The 21,595-nt window shown below is 53.1% G+C and carries 16 protein-coding genes; 13 read left to right on the forward strand and 3 right to left on the reverse strand.

The window, feature by feature from the left end; translation table 11 throughout:
- Positions 1-30: 30 nt before the first annotated feature.
- The gene (locus tag TU92_RS00690; RefSeq protein ID WP_112164053.1) at positions 31-1,578 is read left to right on the forward strand and encodes a methyl-accepting chemotaxis protein; all 1,548 of its coding nucleotides are present in this window, start codon (positions 31-33) and stop codon (positions 1,576-1,578) included.
- Between the two features lie 118 nt (positions 1,579-1,696).
- Here TU92_RS00690 and TU92_RS00695 read toward each other — a convergent pair whose 3' ends face one another.
- Positions 1,697-3,244, reverse strand: coding sequence for a methyl-accepting chemotaxis protein (locus TU92_RS00695; protein ID WP_112164054.1), 1,548 nt, complete (start codon positions 3,242-3,244; stop codon positions 1,697-1,699).
- Between the two features lie 309 nt (positions 3,245-3,553).
- On the opposite strand from TU92_RS00695, the gene TU92_RS00700 reads away from it, so the two are divergent.
- The 3 genes from TU92_RS00700 (at position 3,554) to TU92_RS22395 (ending at position 9,979) form a co-directional block, all read left to right on the forward strand.
- Positions 3,554-4,672, forward strand: a complete 1,119-nt coding sequence (locus TU92_RS00700; RefSeq protein ID WP_112164055.1) for a tyrosine-type recombinase/integrase — start codon at positions 3,554-3,556, stop codon at positions 4,670-4,672.
- 156 nt (positions 4,673-4,828) lie between these two features.
- Positions 4,829-6,970, forward strand: coding sequence for a 5-histidylcysteine sulfoxide synthase (gene ovoA / locus TU92_RS00705; RefSeq protein ID WP_112164056.1), 2,142 nt, complete (start codon positions 4,829-4,831; stop codon positions 6,968-6,970).
- Between the two features lie 564 nt (positions 6,971-7,534).
- On the forward strand, positions 7,535-9,979 hold the full coding sequence (locus tag TU92_RS22395; protein ID WP_244207838.1) for a beta strand repeat-containing protein: 2,445 nt from the start codon (positions 7,535-7,537) through the stop codon (positions 9,977-9,979).
- A gap of 38 nt (positions 9,980-10,017) precedes the next feature.
- Here TU92_RS22395 and TU92_RS22400 read toward each other — a convergent pair whose 3' ends face one another.
- Complete coding sequence (locus tag TU92_RS22400) at positions 10,018-10,179, reverse strand: hypothetical protein (protein WP_244207839.1); 162 nt, start codon at positions 10,177-10,179, stop codon at positions 10,018-10,020.
- On the opposite strand from TU92_RS22400, the gene TU92_RS22405 reads away from it, so the two are divergent.
- The 7 genes from TU92_RS22405 (at position 10,163) to TU92_RS00740 (ending at position 19,341) form a co-directional block, all read left to right on the forward strand.
- On the forward strand, positions 10,163-13,957 hold the full coding sequence (locus TU92_RS22405; protein WP_244207840.1) for an autotransporter outer membrane beta-barrel domain-containing protein: 3,795 nt from the start codon (positions 10,163-10,165) through the stop codon (positions 13,955-13,957). The genes TU92_RS22400 and TU92_RS22405 overlap by 17 nt on opposite strands.
- Positions 13,958-14,057: 100 nt before the next feature.
- Positions 14,058-15,656 carry a tannase/feruloyl esterase family alpha/beta hydrolase gene (locus tag TU92_RS00715; RefSeq protein WP_112164057.1) on the forward strand — a complete coding sequence of 533 codons (1,599 nt, stop codon included), beginning with the start codon at positions 14,058-14,060 and terminating at the stop codon, positions 15,654-15,656.
- Between the two features lie 183 nt (positions 15,657-15,839).
- A complete protein-coding gene (locus tag TU92_RS00720; RefSeq protein WP_112164058.1) occupies positions 15,840-16,442 on the forward strand; it encodes a TetR family transcriptional regulator in 603 nt (200 codons plus the stop codon).
- A complete protein-coding gene (locus TU92_RS00725; RefSeq protein ID WP_112164059.1) occupies positions 16,435-16,770 on the forward strand; it encodes an SMR family transporter in 336 nt (111 codons plus the stop codon). Before TU92_RS00720 ends, TU92_RS00725 begins: the two co-directional genes overlap by 8 nt.
- A gap of 34 nt (positions 16,771-16,804) precedes the next feature.
- Positions 16,805-17,668 carry a helix-turn-helix domain-containing protein gene (locus TU92_RS00730; RefSeq protein WP_112164060.1) on the forward strand — a complete coding sequence of 288 codons (864 nt, stop codon included), beginning with the start codon at positions 16,805-16,807 and terminating at the stop codon, positions 17,666-17,668.
- A gap of 266 nt (positions 17,669-17,934) precedes the next feature.
- The gene (locus TU92_RS00735) at positions 17,935-18,612 is read left to right on the forward strand and encodes a type 1 glutamine amidotransferase domain-containing protein (RefSeq protein WP_112164061.1); all 678 of its coding nucleotides are present in this window, start codon (positions 17,935-17,937) and stop codon (positions 18,610-18,612) included.
- Positions 18,613-18,735: 123 nt separating this feature from the next.
- Positions 18,736-19,341 carry a TetR/AcrR family transcriptional regulator gene (locus TU92_RS00740; protein ID WP_112164062.1) on the forward strand — a complete coding sequence of 202 codons (606 nt, stop codon included), beginning with the start codon at positions 18,736-18,738 and terminating at the stop codon, positions 19,339-19,341.
- Between the two features lie 73 nt (positions 19,342-19,414).
- On the opposite strand, the gene TU92_RS00745 is transcribed toward TU92_RS00740, so the two are convergent.
- Positions 19,415-20,194 carry a (S)-acetoin forming diacetyl reductase gene (locus TU92_RS00745; protein ID WP_112164063.1) on the reverse strand — a complete coding sequence of 260 codons (780 nt, stop codon included), beginning with the start codon at positions 20,192-20,194 and terminating at the stop codon, positions 19,415-19,417.
- Positions 20,195-20,407: 213 nt separating this feature from the next.
- Between TU92_RS00745 and TU92_RS00750 the strand changes: the two genes are divergently transcribed.
- Both TU92_RS00750 and TU92_RS00755 read left to right on the forward strand, forming a co-directional pair.
- Positions 20,408-20,848 carry a hypothetical protein gene (locus tag TU92_RS00750; protein ID WP_244207841.1) on the forward strand — a complete coding sequence of 147 codons (441 nt, stop codon included), beginning with the start codon at positions 20,408-20,410 and terminating at the stop codon, positions 20,846-20,848.
- A gap of 139 nt (positions 20,849-20,987) precedes the next feature.
- Complete coding sequence (locus TU92_RS00755; RefSeq protein ID WP_112164065.1) at positions 20,988-21,170, forward strand: hypothetical protein; 183 nt, start codon at positions 20,988-20,990, stop codon at positions 21,168-21,170.
- The last annotated feature ends 425 nt before the right edge of the window (positions 21,171-21,595 follow it).

Consider the following 21,595-nt stretch of genomic DNA (forward strand, 5'->3'; position numbering starts at 1 on the left):
ACTCCTAGTCTGATGCACAAGAGTCCATCTATGTCGCTTAAAAAGTCTTCTTTGCTTGTTCTTATTGTCCTTTTTGCTCTTTTTTTCGCCAGCATGATGTCAAATGTCTGGTTGCTTACGCGAAGTAATCATTCGCTGGATGATGTGAATAAAGAAATCCGCGTGGTGCTTTCTATCATTGATCCGATCAACCACAGCCGTACGTCTCGCGTGCGGGTGATGGAATATATGAAAGAAATCGAGAACGGTAACGACCAGCAGCTGAAACCGGCGCTGGACGGAGTCACTGAAGCCACCGGCAAAGCCGATGCTGCCTTCCAGGCGTATCTTAATGCGCCAAAGTTGCCGGGGGAGGCGCCTCTTGCCGATGCGTATCGCGAAACGTACCTGAATTATCGCCAGAACGGTATCCAGCCTCTGATCCAGGCCGCGCAGGCAGGGGATCAGGCCCAGTTCAAAGCGCGTATTCCGGCGGTGGTGACACTGGATCGTCAGTATGAAATCGTGCTTGATAAAGTATTGGCGTTGCATGAAAAATACGCTAAAAACCTCAACAGTGAAGCACAAAGCAACTTCAATTCTGGCATCGGTCTGACAGTCGCGTTCTGTCTGTTATTCCTGGTGGTGATCCTTGCCGTGTTAATTTTCCTGAAACGTTACGTGCTGAACCCGCTGATAAGTTCACGTGACCATTGTCGTCAGATCGCCGAAGGCTATCTGGACACGCCGGTACCGGTAAAAGCGAATTCCCGCAGTGAGATCCAGGAGCTGATGAAATCGATGGAGCATATGCGCCTGGCGCTGACGCAGATTATCAGTCAGGTACGTGATACCAGCCACACGGTGGCGCACGCGTCGCAGGAAATTTCGGCGGGGAATATCGATCTGGCCTCGCGCACGGAACAGCAGGCGGCGGCGTTGACAGAAACCGCTGCCAGTATGGAAGAGCTGGGCGCAACGGTAAAACAGAATACCGAAAACGTCGTTCGAGCCAGTAGTCTGACCCGTGAAGCGGTGAAGAATGCCCGCGCCGGTGAGAAAGTAGCTCAGGAAGTGATTCAGACTATGGGTCGCATCAACAGTAGTTCTAAAAAAATCGAAGATATTACCGGTGTGATCAACAGTATTGCGTTCCAGACCAATATTCTGGCACTGAATGCTGCCGTGGAAGCCGCCCGTGCGGGTGAACAGGGGCGCGGTTTTGCCGTTGTCGCCAGTGAAGTGCGTAACCTGGCGCAGCGCAGCGCCGTGGCCGCGAAGGAGATCGAGAACCTGATTTCTGAATCGGTTGCCAATATAAAAGAAGGGTCGGATCAGGTTTCCCGTACCGGTGATTCCATTACGGCGATCATTACGTCGGTAACACAGGTGGACGTGCTGATGGAGCACATCTCGACGGCGTCGGATGAGCAAAGTCGTGGGATCAGTCAGATAGAACAGGCGGTGACAGAAATTGACGGTGTGACGCAGCAAAATGCGGCGCTGGTTCAGGAATCCGCGGCAGCAGCCGCGTCGCTTGAAGAGCAGGTGCATCACCTGACTAATTCTGTGTCGGCGTTCCGCTTAGCGGCGGTGTAATGATTACGCCGGGCTTAATCGCCCGGCTATTTATGTCCCAAATATACCCGTCATCTGAAGATAAGATAAATCGCGAAACTTACGAGATTTAAATGCTAGAAAGCCGCCATCAAATCAGTTATCGAAATACGCCTACCGCATCAACCAGTCTTTCCGCCTGCTTTTTCAAACCGGATGAAGCCAGTGCACCTTCCTGCACCTGAACGGAATTCTGATGAGTAATGCGATCTAGCTCCTCGATGGCTTTAGCGATATCCAATAATCCCAAATTTTGTTCGCCGGTGGCCGTTCGGATTTGGGCAATAAGCGCTGAAACGTTCTGAACCTGCAACACAATCTCCTCCATGGTTTTTCCAGCCTGCGCCACCTGTTTTGAACCGGAAATAACCGTATCGGCACTGGCATCAATCAGACGTTTAATTTCACTGGCAGCAGATGCGCTGCGTTGCGCCAGACTACGCACTTCTCCGGCGACGACGGCAAATCCTTTACCCTGTTCACCCGCACGCGCCGCTTCGACGGCAGCGTTCAACGCCAGAATGTTGGTCTGGAACGCGATGCTATCTATCACATTCGTAATTGATGCGATTTGCTCAGAACTGGCAGTAATTTCCTGCATCGTGCCGACCACGGCTTGCATCGCGCTGCTGCCTTTTTCTGCTGCCTGACTGGCATCGAGCGATAACTTATCGGCCTCGGCGGCGGTTTGCGTGTTGCTTTGTACGGTTGCACTCATTTCATTCATTGCGGCAGCGGTTTCGCCAACGTTGGCTGCCGTCTGTTCGGTCCGCTGACTGAGGGAATCATTTCCCTGCGCCAGAGACTCACTGGCGATTTTCACTTTCTGCGCCTGACTGTGAACATCGTCCACCATCCACCGGCAAATAAGACCAAGTTGCCCGACTGACCGCAGCGTCATACCAATTTCATCCGTCCGCTCCATTGGCGCGATCGTATGGCTGGCACCGCTCGCAACCTGCAGAGTCTGTTTGCACAGTTGTTCAAGCGGTCGGGTAATTTGCCATTCGAGCCACAGGCCAAGAAAGAAGATTACCAACGCGTTAAATGCCAGAACGGAAATCATTTGTGACGCGGTCAGTGCGGAGAGCATCGATACCATGACGGAATTGATCAAAAGAAGTGCGAGTAATCCGCTGCGGATCCTCCAGCGAACGGAAAGTGTTTTCAGTACGGAGAGCCCGCGGGTGACGCCGGTGCGGATCAGTAAACCTTTATGCAGTCTGCGGTTGTTGAGTTCACCGCGATTCATTTTATCGTACAGCGACTGAGCCCCGGTGATTTCCGCCGCGGTCGGTTTTGTCCGTACCGAAAGATAACCGCGGGTCTGGCCGCCGCGAATGATCGGCACCACGTTGGCGCGCACCCAGTAATGATCTCCGTTACGTCGGCGATTTTTCACCAGCGCCGTCCACGGAAAACCTTGTTGCAGCGTCGACCACATATCTTTGAATGCCTGAGGCGGCATATCGGGATGACGAACAATATTATGCGGCTGGCCGATGATGTCTTCGCTGGCAAAACCGCTGACGTCAATAAACGCATCGTTGGCGTAAGTTATCTGGCTGCTGGCGTCCGTCGTCGACATTAATGTGGCATCGTCGGGATACTGATATTCCTGCTGAGATACAGGCTGGTTATTGCGCATGGTGACTTATTCCCTTGTCAGGCTGCGGTTGAAGTAGATAACTGTTCCTTAACTATCAGGTTGTCGGCCTCAGAGAAATTTTCTTTAGGGATATCACACAGATGTTGAGATAAAAGAGCATCAGATAACAAATCTGTGCATATTTTCGACGATACAGGTGTTCATAATTCCCGTGCTAAGTCCCTTATTTTTCATGCTTCGTTGTCATTGTGACTCCAGACTTAATAGGTCTGGAGTCATAAACCTTTTGCCTATGATCATCAGGCTTGTTATAACTGCAGCCCATGATTTTCCTGTGAAACATCGCTGATGAATGACCCTCTCTCTGATACCGATACTGACTTCGCCTCTGAAAATGTGGGGCGTCATGTGCTGGCCTATCTTCAGCAAATCAAAGCCACGCCACTGGCAAAACTGGATGACTTCGATGAAGAGGGAAATGCGACCGTCGGTCAGGTAATCAAAGTGTGGATCCGGCTTTCATTACTCCTCACACGCCGGCGCCCTGAAATTGCCGTTTCGTCGATCATGAAACATGTGCTGCCGGTGATAGGCGACGTCCCGCTGAATAAAATCACCCGCCTGCGGCTGAACCGTTTGTTCAACGTGCTGCTGGCCGATGGGAAAATCTCCGAGGCGAAAAGGGTGTTTGCGCTGTGTAAGCAATTTTTTAGTTGGGCGGAAACCCAGGGTTATCTGCCTTATTCGCCGCTCGGCGCGATGAAACGTCGGGACGTCGGCGGGCGAAATACACCGCCACGCGAACGGACATTAACCGATGCTGAAATCTGGATTTTCTGGCACGGATTAGATCTGTGGGATATTTCAGAGCAATGTCGTTGGGCGCTGAGACTCTGTTTACTTACCGCGCGTCGCCCGGACGAAGTCGTTCGTGCGCGTAAAGATGAGTTTCATTTGCGGATTAATGTCTGGCGACAGGGGACACGCAACAAGTCGGCCCGTGATCACAGTCTGCCGCTGACGCCGTTGATGCGAATTTGCATTGATAAGCTTATCGCCGCCAGCCCGAAAGAGACGCCATGGCTGGTGCCGTCGCCGAAAGATGCTCAGAAACCGTTATCTCGCGGGGCCATTACTCAGGTGATTCGCAGAATGCTGCGCGCTGAACGCGGGCTGGGTATCGCGCCTTTTACCACAAGGGATCTTCGCCGGACCGCCCGCTCAAAACTTTCCTCATTGGATGTTTCCAATGATGTCGCGCGCAAAATCATGAATCACTCGCTGGAGGGGATCGACCGCGTTTATGACACCCATGACTATTTACCGCAGATGAAACAGGCGCTCGACGCATTTTCTGACAATATTGAGGGCATCATTAATGCGCCAGATTATTTATCATTACGGCATAAGTATGAAGGCGAGTTCTTGCAGATTCCTGAAATATCGCTGCTGTATATGGAGAATTAACCGCTTTTAACGCCATAACGTTTTTTTCACACTGTTGAAAGAATGCCCAGGAATAATAACCAACACGCGGTAAGGTTGCGCATCGACGGGACAGCGGATCTGAGCTGCTACACTTGTAGATTGATTTGGCAATGCCAGAAGACTGAGGAATAAATGATGCATCCACAACAACCGCACGCTATCGGGCTGCCAGAAGCGACAAAAACACTCCTGCTGAGCACCGGGACGGCGGAGCAAAAACGTCATGAAATTCGTAAATACTTTATTCAGACTTGGGAATTATACGAAAGCCTGTTTGACTGCCTGGCTGATGAAAGAGCGTATTACAACAAAGCGATTACCCTGCGTCATCCGCTGATTTTCTATTTTGGCCACACCGCCACGTTCTTTATTAATAAATTGATGGCCGCGGGGCAATTGCCGCAGCGCATCGATTCACAAATTGAATCGATGCTGGCGATTGGCGTGGATGAAATGAGCTGGGACGATCTCGATGATCAAAACTACAACTGGCCGTCCGTGGCGAACTTGCGTGAATATCGTAAGAGGGTGCGCGAGGAAGTGACAGGCATTATTGACACCATGCCGCTGAGTTTGCCGATCGACTGGAACAGTCCGGCGTGGGTGATTCTGATGGGCATCGAACATGAGCGTATCCATCTGGAAACCTCCAGCGTGCTGATCCGCCAGTTGCCGGTGGAATGGGTAAAAACTCAGCCACACTGGCCCGCGTGCAAAGAAGCAAGAACTGACCGCAAAACCGTGCCTGAGAACCAGATGGTGACAGTGAAAGGTGACGTTGTCACTCTCGGCAAGGTTGATGATACCTATGGCTGGGATAATGAATACGGCTCATCTGAGCATAAAATTCAGGGATTTAGCGCCAGCAAGATGCTGGTGAGCAATGCTGAGTTTTATACTTTCATGCTTGCCGGGGGATACCAGGATACGCAATGGTGGGATGACGAAGGGGCAGGCTGGCGTGACTTTACTCAGGCAGAAATGCCGACATTTTGGGTCGGTTCGGTGCGCGAGCCTGAGCAACTGAAACTCCGGCTGATGACAGAAGAAGTGCCGATGCCCTGGGACTGGCCAGCGGAAGTTAACCAGCTGGAAGCCGCGGCGTTCTGTCGCTGGAAAGCAGCGCAGACAGGTGAATCCGTGCAGTTGCCGACAGAGGCTGAATGGATGATTCTGCGTCAACAGGTGCCGGGCGATCAGCCTGACTGGGAAAAGGCGCCGGGCAATATCAATCTGGAATACTGGGCTTCTTCGTGTCCGGTCGATCACTTTGCGCAGGGCGATTTTTACGATGTGGTGGGGAACGTGTGGCAGTGGTCATCCACGCCAATCGGGGGTTATAACGGTTTCCGCGTTCATCCATTATATGACGATTTCTCAACGCCGACCTTCGATGGGAAACATTCGATGATCAAAGGCGGCAGCTGGATTTCGACCGGCAATGAAGCGCTGAAATCTGCGCGTTATGCTTTCCGCCGTCACTTCTTCCAGCACGCTGGCTTCCGCTATGTGGTGTCCAGTCATCAGGAAGTTCAGACAGTAAATCCGTATGAAACAGACGGACTGGTCGCGCAGTACCTCGATTTTCAGTATGGCCCACGCCATTTTGATGTACCAAACTATGCGACGCAACTGGTTGATATCGCGATAAAACACGTTTCTTCGCGCACGAGAGCGCTGGATATTGGTTGTGCTACTGGCCGAGCCAGTTTTGAACTGGCACGACATTTCGATACGGTCGTCGGGATGGATTATTCCGCCCGCTTTATCGATGTCGCTCTGGCACTCGCGCGTGGTGAAGCCTGCCGTTATGTGATCCCGGAAGAGGGCGAACTGGTGGATTATTGTCAGGCGGTGCTGGCAGAATCCAATATCACTGAACGGGAAACCGGACGCGTGAGCTTCGTACAAGGCGATGCCTGTAACCTCAAACCGCAGGCCGAATTGTACGATCTTGTTCTTGCCGCTAATCTGCTGGATCGCTTGCGGGAACCGGCGTGCTTCCTGAAAGATATTGCCCCAATGATTCGTTCTGGCGGTTTGCTGATGCTGTCATCGCCTTATACCTGGCAGGAAGATTACACGCCGAAGCAAAACTGGCTCGGTGGATTTCGTGAAAATGGTGAAGCGGTGACCACGCATCAGGCATTGCGACGCATACTGGCCGCCGAATTTGAGGAAGTACAGGGGCCTCAAAATGTGCCGTTTGTTATCCGGGAGACTGCCCGTAAATTCCAGCATACTGTTGCAGAACTGACACTCTGGCGTAAGCGCTAAATCTTGTAGTAAGCCAAAGCAGTAACTCAACACTAAAACGGCCGCAAATGTGGCCGTTTTTTTTTGCCTCCTCATTATCTCTGAAAGACGAAGTTATTCATGATAGTTAAGGTGTTCTCGGTCCTGTTTGTTAATGACGCCAATAGAATGTTGTAACTAAATAACCTTTAATAACTACCCGACTTTGGTATCACTTATTTATCAGTCGGCTCGCCACCACAATGACATTATTTCGCGATATTCGGTTTTTAGATGAATGAAAGAAACCACAGAGAGAAGTCATCAGGCTCATTTTCAGAATGGATTTCATGACAGGGATTAGCATCAAAGATAAGAAAAGCTCTCATTATCAATGATTAATTTCACTTAAATCATCGTATTTTTTTGCACAAAGTTCTTACTTAATCTATACATAAAATTAACTCAAATTGTACATTTAGCAGGCTATGTGCATTATCTCTGAGGATGGCTTTTAATTTTATCATTTTGATTAACTGGCTTTAATTGGTGACAGGGGAGACGGAGTTTCCGACAGCCAGGCCTTTATCCCATTCAGAGGAATTTATGCATACCCGATTGCCCTTATCCAAAGTAGCCATTGCCGTCCTTGCCGTGATCGGTTCTCCAACAGTGTCTTTATTTTCCAGCCCGCTTTATGCCGTGACCTTGCAGGCTTTTAATCCAGTCGATAATGACCAGTTAAACGGTAATCTTTTGGTAACGGGTGGTGCGGTCACTGAGCTCACCGGGAATCAGCAATTCGCGCCCGGTGTTGATGGCTCGGTGAATACCACACTCGGTGCATTGCAAGGCCTCAACCGAATTGTTAACGATCACGGCGTGCTCGGTGCGAACCGTCTGGATATAGGACCTGCGAACTTTGGTATCACCATTCCAGATCCGACGACTGGCGGGAATACCACTTTTCAGGTTTATAACCCGGCCAGTCTTGTGGCACTGGCACCCATCGATGCGAGTACATCGGTCGCCGACGTTGTGAACGTGCAGGACAATCAATACATCAATACCCGTATTGCTGATGTGAATACCGGCGGTACGTTAAACGTGAATATTGGAAAGACGACTTCAGCGGCAAATGCGGCCACCAATGCCTGGACAATGGCGGCCAAGCAGAGCACCTTATTTAATGTCGATGGCACCAGCGGTGCAGATTCCACCCTGAACTGGAATTCCAATAACCGCATTACCTTCACCGGTACCGCTGCTGACCCGACCGTTCCCCGCCAGCTTTCCGTACAAAACCTGATGACCTATAACGGCGCGTTCACCGTTCAGACCGTGGATGGCGCAACCAACAGCTTTAACGTGACCAATGCAGCAGGCCTGAAAACCTACAACGACTGGCTGATCACACAGCTCAAATCCGGAAATCTGGATAAAAGTACTTATCTGTCTAACTTCAACAAAGCGTTTATCCGCAGCACTAACACCGTCGATTACCTGATTTCCGCTGATGATCCGACTGACGATGTGGCTCAATCCATCGGCAATCGCATAGTGATTAACGCCACCGGTGCCAATGCAAAAGTAAACGTCGCGGCGGGGAAAACGCTTGAAGTCATTGGCGCAAATGGCGGTGCCATCCGCGGGAGTAATGGTGCAGAAGCGACGGTAAACGGCAAAGTCAGCAGCTCTGGTTCGTTGGGTTCTGAAGGCTCAGCCGTATATCTTGATGCCAGCAGCGCGACGAACAACGGTGTCATCAACGGCGGATTTATTAACCGCGTCGACGGTACCGGCGTCGGTTCTGCCGGTTTTGGTTCGAACGGCGTTCAGGTACAAAACGGCAGTACCTTCGATAACAACGGTATCGTCAACTTCGCCACCACCGGCGGCACGACCGCGGCGGTCAATCTTGGTGCAGGTTCAGCGGCAACCAACAGCGGCAATATTAACGTCGGGGTGAATGGTTCGAGCGCGACGGGAAGCACCAGCGGCGTGCTGGTGGGGGATGCGACAGCCTCATTTATCAACAACGCGGGCGGCATGATTTATCTCGGGCGTGGCCCGCAAAACAGTCTGACCGACAGCACCGCGGATACCGCTGTAAATCAGAGTGGAACAACGGCGGGTGTGCAGGTCACCAGCGGCGGCAGCGCAATCAATAATGGCAGCATCGTGCTGGGTTCGAGAATTCAAAATGGTGCGGGGATGCTGGCCAGCGGAGGCACCGGCATCACCATGCTCAATAACGGTAATATCGATGTAACCGGCAAGGCAACCGCCATTCCTCGCGAAAATATCGCGATGTCAGTACTGAATGCCAGCGGAAATATTAATAATGCAGGCATCATCAACCTGACCGGTGTTAACGCCACCGGCGTCAAAGTGGTGGCTACGCAGGGAAATACCGCCTCCGCGACGTCCACCGGCACGATTAACGTCGCAGGCGGTTCGGATCCGGCCAGCGGCACGCGCAATTACGGCGTGTGGGTAGAAGGTCAGGGCACCGGCGGCACGGCCTCGGCTAGCGTCGATGGCCCGGTCAATCTCACCGGCAACGGGGCAATTGGTGTTCATGCACGCGGTAACGCCACGGTGGATGTCGCTTCAACCGCCATTCCTACGTTTAGCGAAGGCAGTAATCAGATTGGCTTCTTTGCTTTCGGCCCGAATGCAAAAATCAACAGTATTGGTAATAACGCATTTGATGTGACGACCACCGGTTCAACCATGTTCCGTCTCGAACAGGGCGCTGATTTTGACGGCACCAACCTGACCCTGACGTCATCCGGCGCGAATTCCGTCGGCGTGCTGGGTACCGGCACCGGCAGCACGGTCATTTCCAGTAAGAATGCGACCTTTGAAGTTTCCGGCAACGGCGCGACCGGGATGGTGATCGAAGGCGGTGCCACCGGCAGTATCGACACCGACACCACGTTTAATCTTTCCGGCACCAACGCGGTCGCCGCAATCGCTGACGGTCAGCGGCATACGCTGGCGGGCACCAATACCGGGTCACCGGTGCAAAGCACTGCGCTGACTTAGGCAGCTGTTCTCACTTCTGCACAGAACGGGCTGACTGGCTACATCGCCCGTAACCGCGCCACGCTCACTAATTCCGGCGATATCACCTTTACCGGCGCAGGTGCGACCGGCCTGCGGGTCGAAACCGGTGCGACTGGCATCAATACCGGTAATATCAGCGTCAACGACGGCGGCGCAGGAATAATGGTTAACAGCGGCACCAGCGGCCTGACCACGACGGCAACGACCAGCGGAACGATTGATGCAAACGGGGGCAGCATCGCCAGCCGCACCCGTGGCGTTACTGCCAGCGGGGCAAAAGCTGTAGCGACGCTGAGTAATGGCTCGCTGATTAATCTCAATGGCGTTGGCGCGCTGGGCGCGGAAGCCATCGATGGTGCGACGGTCAATATCGCCAGCACCGCTACGCCAACTTTCAACAATACCGATCAGATTGCTTACCGTGCGAGCGGCGCGGGGTCGACTATTAACAGCGCCACCAGCGTTCTGAATGTCGACACCGACCGTTCCACGCTGTATCGCATTGCCGACGGCGCCACCCTGACACTTGGAAGCGGCTCTTCTTTAACCGCATCCGGCACCGACAGCATGGCACTGGTCAGCACGGGGCCAAATGCGCGGATTAATACCACCGGGACCCGACTCATTGCCAGCGGTACCGGCGCGCGGGCAGTGACCGTGGAAGGTGGCGCGCAGGGGAATCTGGATACGGCCAGTTCATTAACGCTTAGCGGAACAAACAGTATTGGCGGCGTCGCTGACGGGCAGAAACATCAGCTTGACGGCACCGCCACCGGCGCTCCTGACGCCAGTACAACGCTGACCAGTGCGGCCTCACTGATTTCCAGTGCATCCGGCGCTATGGGGTACATGGCCACCAATCTGGCCAACGTGATCAACAACGGTGTGATAGCCCTGAGCGGAGCAGGCAGCAGCGGCATGACCTCTCAATTGGGCGGAACGGTCACCAGTAATAACCAGATCACGCTGACCGGCGCCGACAGCACCGGTTTAAGTGCCACACAAAACGGCGTCGCGACAAATAATTCAGCACTGATCCTCAGCGGGGCTAACAGTACAGGCATAAGCGCAACGCAAAATGGCATCGTGATAAATAACGCCAGCGTGGATTTATCAGGTATTGGCAGCACCGCTGCACGCCTGTCGTCAGGCAGTACTTTCAGCAACAACGGCACGCTACATGTTTCACAAGGTACGGGGATTGATGCCAGCGGGGGCGGTACGTCGGTCGCCCGCGCCGGTGATATCACGGTCGATAATGGCATCGCCGGTGTGCGTCTCTCTGACGGCACGCAGCTGGTGCTTACCGGAACAGGAAATAACATCACGACCAGCGGCACTGCTCACGGCGTGTTGCTCGATACCGGCGCGGCGGGTCTTTCTCTCAATAACACCACGCTGAACATCAACGGCACGGGCAGTGGCATTGAGAATCGTACGGAAACCGGCAATGTGACGCTGCAAAACACCACTATCAATGTCACCAACGGTAACGGCATCAGAACCGCCACGTCGTTTGATCCGGCGTCCACGCTGCGCGTCAACGTCAACGGAAGTGGTACGGCGTTCAACTTCACCAATGCCGATCTCAGCACCACCTCCGGCGCGCTGACACTGGGCGAAGACTATGTCTTTAATGTTACCGGCGCAGGCGGAACTGGGATCAATGCCAATACTACCGGTGACATTGTCACGTCTGCTACGGTAAATGTCACCGATACGGCGGGAGGCTCAGCGCTGGTGGCGGGCACGGCAGGCACTGTGCTCAATACTGGCGTGCTGACCTCCGCCAGCCTCTCCGCGCCGGTGGTGGATCTCAGTAACGGCAGCACAGCACGGTTTGAAAACCGGGGCATCATTACGCCGTCTTCTGCCAGTGCAGTGGCGGTTTCCGGCAGCGCAGGCAATGATGATGTTCTGCTGACCTCCGGCAACGTGTTCGGTGATATCAATACCGGTGCAGGTGATGACACCATTACCTGGAACGGCGGCACCCTCGACGGTAGCCTGTCGCTCGGCGCTGGCAATGCTAACCGGGCATATATCAATAATGTTGATTTGTCCCAGACCCGCCACATTACCAGCGGTATTGGTGAGGATAACCAGGTCAGCTTCTCGCAGATTGTCTCGCGCGGCGGCACCTTCGATACCGATGATCTCACCCGTGGCGTGAATCTGGGTAACGGCTGGAACGTGATCAACTTTGTCGATGGCACGCAGTGGGAGCTGACCGGCGATCTCAAACTTGCGCACAGCAACGTCAATATCGACAGCACCTCGACGCTGTTTGCCGGTAACGGCGTTAATCCGACGATTTCCGGCGGCGAAGTAAACTCGGCGATTGTGACTAACGCCGGTCTTATCGATCTGACCAACGGCAGCGGCTCGCCGGGCAACTCACTGACCATCAATGGTGATTTGGTGTCGGATGGCGGGACAGTAAAAATGATCACTAATCTCAACGAAGGCGGCGTGCTGAGCAATCAGTTCACCGATTCACTGAGAATTACCGGCAACGCCAGCAGCGGGACGACACTGCTCGACCTGACTGCGGCGGACGTCAGCACGGGCAAACTCACCGATCTCAATCACTCTTCGACGATGGATGCTTATGAAGGGATTTCACTGGTGCAGGTTGGCGGAAACGCCAGCGCAGGCAGCTTTGCGCTTAAGGGCGGCTATCTGGCCGCCGGGCCGTGGCGTTATGATCTGTACAGCTTCGCGCCGGGTGCCAGTGATGCCAATCAGCGCGAAGTCGCAGGCGGGATCAATAACACGTTCTGGGATTATCGCATCGGCAATGCCTATGTTTGTCAGGGGGACGACTGTAATCGCACAATCCAGCCCGCTGCGGTCACGCCGACCAATCCGGGCACGCCGGAAGATCCGTCCACACCGGTTGATACCACCAGCACGCCGCTGACGAATCCGCCAGATGACGGTTGCGTGGTGAACGGTATCGATAATTGCGCGCCGGGACGTCCGGCCGTCACGCCGCAGGTGCCTTCATATATCTCCGCGCCGGTGGCGCTGGCCTATTACAACGCGTCGATTATCGATGATTTGCATAAACGCCTCGGCGAACTCCGCCACGAGCAAAGCCGTCCTGACGGCACCGGCGGTGAGATGTTCCTGCGCTACATCGGCTCGAACATGACCTACAAATCCAACGTCAGCTTCAAGCAGTTTGGCTATGATTTCGATATGGATTACAGCGCAGTGCAGGTGGGCGGAAACGTATTGCGGCTCGACGGTGACAAAGATAGCCTGCGCGGCGGGCTGGCTTACACTCACGGTAACAGCCGGATGCGGCCAAAAGCAGCAGACGGATTCAGCAGCACGACCTTCGACAGCGACAGCATCGCGCTGTATCTGACCTGGCAGCGACAGAACGGATTCTACATGGACGGCGTGTTGTCGTTTGATAATCATCGCGGCCAGACTGACATTCCACGTCAACAGGAGGTTGGCTCGCCGAAGGCAAAAAGCTGGAGCGCATCACTGGAATCGGGATATCCGTTCCTGTTCGACAACGGTGTGAAACTCGAGCCACAGGCACAGCTGATGTATACGCGCATCAATATGGATAACTTCACCGACAAAGACAGCACCACGGTGGATTATCAGGATTACAGCCAGACCATTGGCCGTGCAGGGCTGCGCGCCGATCGCACATGGATTGACGAAACAGGGCGGCAATATACGCCTTACCTGCGCGCCAACTATTACCGTGGCTGGGGCGGCGAAGCGAAAACCACCATCGGAGCGCAAAACGCAGACATCAGTCAGACCTTCGCCAGCGGGAAGTTCGGTCAGATGGGCGAACTGGGCGGCGGCGGCACCATCACCTTTAAAAATGATGTGTCGTTGTATGCTGAAGTGGACTACCGTAAACAGATGAACAGTAATGGCGCAAAAGGTTGGGGCTATACCGGCGGCGTTCGCTGGACGTTCTGATAATTCAACACCGCGAAGCCCTGTAGAGATACAGGGCTTTTTTCACACCACGTTTAGTGACAAACTGCCGCATTAACTTCGATGAAATGAACGCTGTCTGATGAAAGCTCCTCTTTTGACCTGCTTCTTACTGCTGATGTGTAGTGCCGCCACCGCCGCTCCCCCAAAAGCATTCACCCAGGCGCAGTGCGTCGGTCTAAAAACTGCGCACGTTGATGCCGCCAGCATTGGATTACCGACGCGCGGCGCGGTGATAACTGCCGTGGCGATGGCCGGTCAGCCCAACGAACCGCACTGTAAGCTGGAAGGTCAGATCAAACCGGTCGATCTGAAAGCCCCCAATATTGAGTTTCAGCTCTATTTGCCGCTCCTCTGGAATGGTAAAGCATTGCAGCTCGGCGGGAGCGGTTTTGACGGCGCGATTAAAGGCGCTGACACCGCACGACTGGCTCCCGCAGCAACACCCGGCGCACTGAAGCAGGGTTACGCCACCTTTGGCAGCGACTCCGGCCATCAGGGTGGCGTCTCCGATGCGTCCTTTACCCTCAATGATGAAGCCTGGGAAAACTTCGCCGGTGCGCAGATCAAGAAAACCCATGACGTTGCGATTGCGCTGATTCAGCAAGCTTACGGCCGCAAGCCTTCACGCATGTATTTCCAGGGTAACTCGCAGGGCGGCCACGAGGCGCTCGCCGCCATTCAGCGCTTTCCGCTGGACTACGATGGCGCAATTGCCATCCACCCGGTCTACAACGTCGTCGAGTTACATATGGCAGGGATCCGCATCGGCCAGGCAGTTTACAACACGCCCGGCGCGTGGATTTCTCCGGCGAAATCTGCACTTATCGCCAACGCTGTGATGGGCGCATGCGACAAACTTGACGGCCTGAGCGATGGCATCGTGGCGAACGTCAAAGCCTGCGACGCGACCTTTACATTGGCCCATTTGCGTTGCAAGAACGGGAAAGATGACGGCGCAGGGTGCCTTTCAGATAAGCAAATGTCGCTGGTAAAGATGCTCAGCAAACCGGTGTCGTTGGGCGTCACTCTGCCGACAGGCGACCGCTTCGCGCCCTGGCCGATTTTACAGGGCGCAGACGCTGCCTCGATAGTCAGCGTGTTTGGTTCCGGGGCGGATAAACCCAATCCGGAAGCCTCCAATCTGATCATCTCGTTTCCGTACATGATGGGCGATCAGGCGGTACGTTATGAAGTGATGCGGTCGCCGGACTACGATTCCCTGACCTTCGACCCGGCCACGCACCAGGCGCGCTTGCAGGAACTGGCTTCTCAGGTTGATAACAACGATGCGGATATTCGCGCTTTTGTGCAGCATGGCGGCAAACTGCTGATGATGCACGGCACTGCTGACATGGCCGTGCCGCCAGGAAATACCGTCGCGTATTACGACAGACTTAAGACACAGTTTGGTGAAAAAACGCTGCGCCAGTTTGCGCGGTTTTATCTTGCTCCGGGATTTACGCACTACAGCGGGCCATTCCGTCTGAGCTGGGATTCGCTCGGGACGCTGGATAAGTGGGTAGATCACGGCATCGACCCTGGCCAGCAAGTCATGATCGACACCAATAAAGCCACCGCCGGACGCGAAATGCCGCTGTGCGATTATCCTTTGTTCCCGAAGTACAAAGGGCAGGGTGATACCCGCGTGGCGAGCAGTTTCGAATGCGTAACGCAATAATTTATTTTACTTCTCAGGGTACCCGTCGGTTATGACGGGTACTTTTTTAGCTTAAATTGCAACTACATTCCCTCTGTTTACCTGTATAAATTCATAGGTGAACGAACGTTCTCAAAAAACTTGAACATCCGTTCAACTCTTGGCATTATCGTCCGCTGTGAGTTCTTCATATCGGGTTTTTCTTTGGCCTATCTGTGTAAAAAAGATCGCCGAGCTTCATTGCTGGAAGCCGCGGCGCACATCGCCCGCCGCGAAGGGTTAGCTGCCACGACAGTTCGCCGCGTGGCTCAGGAAGCAGGCGTCGCAACGGGACAGGTTCATCATCACTTTTCCAGTGCCGCCGAATTGCGCGCACAGGCTTATGCGCAGGTGATGAAAACCCTCAAAGCTCAGCTTCTGCAGAAAAGCCTGCAGCTAACCGCACGGGAACGCCTGAACCTGCTACTTATCGACCCGCAAGATGAACAATCGATGATGGCCATTCCGCTCTGGCATGAGGCCATGTTACTGACCGAACAGGAACCGCTGATGAAAACCGCGTTCGCGCTGTCGGTGTCTGACTGGCATGCGCTGGTTTCTGACGCCATTGAGGACGGACGTTCGAACGGTGAGTTTATCGCCGGGGAAGCACCTGAACATATTTCATGGCGGCTCATTGGACTGAGCAGCAGCATGGACGCCATGTCGCGGCTTGACACACTCAATCTCACGGTCAGTTGCGCCGAATACAATCTCAAACGCGCGATACAAAACGAGCTTTACCCCAAGGAAACTGTAAATGTTTAAAACCTACCTGATTCTCGGACTGGCCATCGTGGCTGAAGTCATCGCCACCAGCAGCCTGAAAAGTTCTGAAGGGTTCACCCGTTTATGGCCAAGTGTCGTCACGCTGCTGGGGTACGCCATCGCCATCTTTTTACTGTCCCTGACGTTAAAAACGCTGCCGACAGGCATCGCTTATGCGATCTGGTCGGGCGTTGGGATCGTCCTTGTTTCGGCGATCGGCTGGTTTGGTTACGGGCAAAAGCTCGATACGCCTGCCGTAGTTGGCCTGGGGCTGATTATCGCCGGCGTCATCGTTGTGAACGTGTTTTCAAAATCTGTCGCGCACTGAACGCGTGACATTAAAGCAGCACCAGGAGTTCATCTTGCAGAGCGAACAGAAACCAGATTTTCATGACGACTTGATCAAAGAATTACTCTATTGGATCGAAGTCAATTTAAGTGATCGTCTGACCATGGAAAAAGCCTCAAAGAAAACCGGCTATTCCCCGTGGTATCTTCAGCGATTATTTAAAAGCAAAACGGGTCATGCGCTGGGAAAATACATCCGGGACCGCCGTCTGACCATGGCCGCGATCGCATTGCGCCTGACGAATATGCCGATCCTCGATATCTCACTGTATTATTCCTATGATTCGCAGCAGACGTTTACGCGTTCATTCAAGAAGAACTTTGCCGAAACGCCGGGGATGTACCGTCGTAATGCGTCATGGACAATGAACGGTATCACGGCGCCGTTAACGGTCGATGAGTTCCCGCAGCCGGAATTTGAAATTGTTGAATTGCCGGAGATGGCATTTGAAGGTCAGACAACAACGCACACGTACCCGATTGAAGCGCTGTTTAACAGCAAAAATCACGTTCACCGTGCCGAACTGCTGCGTTATCTGACCACACCGGAATCACTCCTCGCGCCGGTGTGGGGGCTGTCTGACTGTCGTCCGGATACTAACGATGAAGTGGCAAATGCCTTGCAGATGGATTACACGGTCGCGCATCAGGTCAATATCAGCGACAGTCACGACATCTTTGTGCCCGCCAGCCGCTATCTGAAAATCAATTATCCGTATGATCTCAGCCGCCTGAACGATTTCATTCTCTACATGTATTCGGTATTCCTGCCGACGCTGGGTTTGGAATTTATCATGCAGCCGGACCTTGAGAAGTATTCTCGTGAATCTGCACTGAACGGCGTCACCTGCGAATACTACATCCCGCTGGCGTCGTAATGCGACGCCATCAAAACCGGGTAGGGTGTGAACAGCAGGGGCTGTACACACCGGTTCTTACTGCTGGCATCAGCGGGAAAGGATCCCCGCTATAAAGAAAATCAATTTATTTTAAAAAACCACTAGACGACCGGTCTAATCATTGTTAACTTAACGACATGCCGCTTGCAGCCCATCGCATAAGCAAAAAATTTATCGTTTTTTTTGATGTGTAATTAGACGACCGGTCTAATTCAAAATAACTGTCCCTCACGCGGAGATGTAAAATGAAAATTCTTATGGTTCTGACCTCACACGATCAACTGGGCACCACTGGCCGTAAAACCGGTTTCTGGCTGGAAGAACTGGCTGCACCGTTTTACACTTTTAAAGATGCCGGAGCACACATCACGCTGGCCTCCCCGAAAGGCGGCAACCCGCCGTTGGATCCAAAAAGTAATGAGCCTGATTTCCAGACCGAGCAGACGCACCGTTTCGAAGCCGATCCCGACGCAATGGCCCAACTTGCCGCAACGGTTCGCCTCGACAGCATTTCTCAGTCCGACTTCGACGCCGTGTTCTATCCTGGCGGCCATGGCCCTCTGTGGGATCTGGCTGAAGATAAGGATTCAATCGCGCTGATCGAAGCCTTCCTGGCGTCAAACAAACACGTAGCACTGGTTTGTCATGCACCGGGCGTGTTGCGCCATGTGAAAACGCCAGAAGGGAAACCGCTGGTAGAAGGCAAAAAAGTCACCGGTTTCACCAACACTGAAGAAGAAGCGGTGGGTCTGACTAACGTCGTGCCTTTCCTGGTCGAAGATGAGCTTATTGCTAAAGGCGGAATTTATTCCAAAGGGGCAGACTGGAGTTCTTATGTGGTCACCGACGGGTTGCTGATCACCGGCCAAAACCCGACCTCTTCGGCGGCGACGGCGGAAGAACTGATCAGGCAGCTCGCTTAATCACGCCATCAACCCTCGCGGTGACTTTTTTCTTTCGGTCACCGCGGCTTTGCATTCTTTACATGAAAGGGTTTCACGAATTCGTTACTATACGACTGGTCTTGTATCAGGTGAATCAACTCAATGGCTACTGCAACGCATCTCCATAGCAACGACGTCCGCGACCACATTTTGGCTACCGGCCAGCGCATCATGGCTGCCAAAGGTTTCTCGGCGGTTGGACTGAATGAAATCCTTAAGGACGCGGGTGTGCCTAAGGGATCTTTTTATCATTACTTCGGTTCGAAGGAAGCCTTTGGGGCAGATATTCTGGCGCGCTATTTTGAGGATTATCTGGCTGAACTCGACAGCACGCTCCATCTGCCTGGCTTGAATATGGCGCAGCGACTGATGAAATATTGGCAAGTATGGCGCGAATCTCAGTCATTCTCTGATTGTCAGGGAAAATGCCTGGCCGTGAAACTGGGTGCGGAAGTTGCGGATCTTTCCGACAGCATGCGCTTAACGTTAAAATCCGGCACCGCGGGAATTATTGGCCGACTGGCAGAGGCTTTAGAAAAGGGTATCGTCGAAGGATCACTGACTCTCGATGATGAGCCAGCCAGAGTCGCTGAAAGTCTTTATCAGCTTTGGGTAGGTGCCAGCGTGATGGTAAAAATTGTACGGACGACCGAACCGTTTGATTCCGCCTTGCGCATGACACAGAAAATCATTCATATCGCCGCCTGACGTTCTGCCTCTTTAAATGCAAACGCAACACCTTATCCGGTGCTGCCGTCAGTCAAATCACTTTCCTTGTTAATTAATTAAATACCATACCACCGTCGATCAGCAATGACTGCCCGGTCATATAATCTGAATCCGGGCCCGCGAGATAAGACACGCAGCCAGCGACATCTTCCGGTTCGGAGAGGCGTTTCAGGGTGATATTTTTGGCAAATTCCTGCGTACCGTAACCCACCGGTTGACCGGCAGCGGCAGACACCTGACGGTCAATCTCTTCCCACATCGGCGTTTTCACAATCCCCGGACAGTATGCATTCACGGTGATCCCGAGCGGTGCTAAATCGCGCGCTGCAGTTTGAGTCAGGCCGCGAACGGCAAATTTACTCGAACTGTAAATCGCCAGTTCCGGATTACCTACGTGCCCGGCCTGTGAACAGGCATTAATAATTTTCCCGCCGTGACCCTGCGATTTAAATGCTTTGATCGCGGCCTGAATGCCCCAGATCACACCTTTGACGTTGATGTTATACACTTTATCGACAATCTCAGGTGTGATGTCTTCAATCAGCGTCGTTGGCGCGATGCCGGCGTTATTGACTATCACGTCAAAACCGCCCAGCTGTTTAGTTGCCGCTTCTACCGCAGCAAAAACCTGATCACGGTTGGATACGTCAGCAAGCTGCGCAATGGCGCGGCCACCGGCATGATTAATCTCTTCAGCGACGTTCTTCGCCGTTTCATGATTAAAATCCACAACCGCCACAGCAAAACCGTCTTTGGCAAGACGCAGTGCAATCGCGCGGCCAATCCCCTGACCGCCACCTGTCACTAAAGCCACTTTTCCATTTTTAGACATACAACCATCCTCTATGTATTCGGTATCTTCTTCAGGTGCTGCGCGCAACGCACGGGAATACCATCCCGGTACATTTACGTGAGCTGCTTACTGGTTTACGCCCCTGAGCCCGCATGTGCAATTGTTAGCCACGGTCATTAACTGTATCGGTTCGAATAAGTAGGGAGGTACAGATTGAAAGCGTGGCGGCAGTTAACTCGGGTAGAATAGGGGATGGATTACGCTAAAAAGGGCAACACAATGGTCGATGACAGCCTCATTTTATTTCGCGAGCGTCTTACCGCGCTGACGCGTTCATTACAAATATCTTCGCAGGTGGCCGAAAATCAGGTGCTGGATCGCATGGCGCTAAGTTTTCGCAAACTGCTGAATTTCCTTGCCGAAGATGAAATGCTGACGCAGCGGGCGTTCCTCCAGGCGCCGCACGGCAGTGAAACCCAAACGTTGTTGTCGCAACTGATTGCGGAAAATCTGGCCTACAGCCAGCACAATGGCTTGTTCCGAGATGATATTTCCGCAGACCTACTCGGACAGTGTTTCACCGGCATGCTGGCACAGCTGGCGCAGACCGCAGGCGATCCGGCTTCACGACATCAAAACAGCGTGGCGTGCGCAAAGTTATTTTGCCAGGGGATCTGGTCAGGCGAGGCTTAGTCGATTTATCGCTTTGCAAAGCAAAAATGGTTGGTTCAATTCGTGCCGCAGAAACGGTTAACTGAGCTCACTCCAGCAGCAGATGAAAACTTCTGCGCTGATCGTCGAACGCACTGACAGTGATTAACCGGAGGGCCGTATGAATGTATCTGCTACTGAGCCTCGCTCGTTCTGGCAACGTCTGACTCGCCGCAAGGTGAGCGCGCACACTGAAGATAAAACGCAGGATACCACGCGTCTGCTGGAAAGCTTTCTGGCCACCGGCTGTCTCTACGGCATTGATGTGGGGAACAGTGATCCCGCGTGGTTTCGCCGCTCCTGATCGCTACACCCGTTTAATGCGCATCAGTTACTGGAATGAACTGTGCGTTTAGCAAACTCTTCTCCTGAGAGTAGCCGTTGTACCCTGAATAACGGGTGTTGACGTTGCGGTTAACGCAGTTTCAGCTTCCGGTATGAAGGTTGTTGTGGACATTTATTTGTTGTGGATGGTTAAACCGTTCTCTCTGACCTCGTCGTATTTCTTAGTTCTCTCTCATTTGTTGAGCCCATAACTTTCGCCGGTTATGGGTTTTTTTATGCAAAAAAAAGCCCCGCAGTCAGGCGGGGCAATCTGTCAGGTCGAAGACAGGGGGATCGCGACCTGTAATGAGAAATAATAAAACCAAGGAAGGTTGAAAAATGAACTGCAGTGATGATGACACAATTCGACAATTAAATTACCACAAGATAAAAGCAATATATAAA

It is taken from the genome of Rahnella inusitata (genome assembly GCF_003263515.1).
GTDB classification, from domain to species: Bacteria; Pseudomonadota; Gammaproteobacteria; order Enterobacterales; family Enterobacteriaceae; genus Rahnella; species Rahnella inusitata.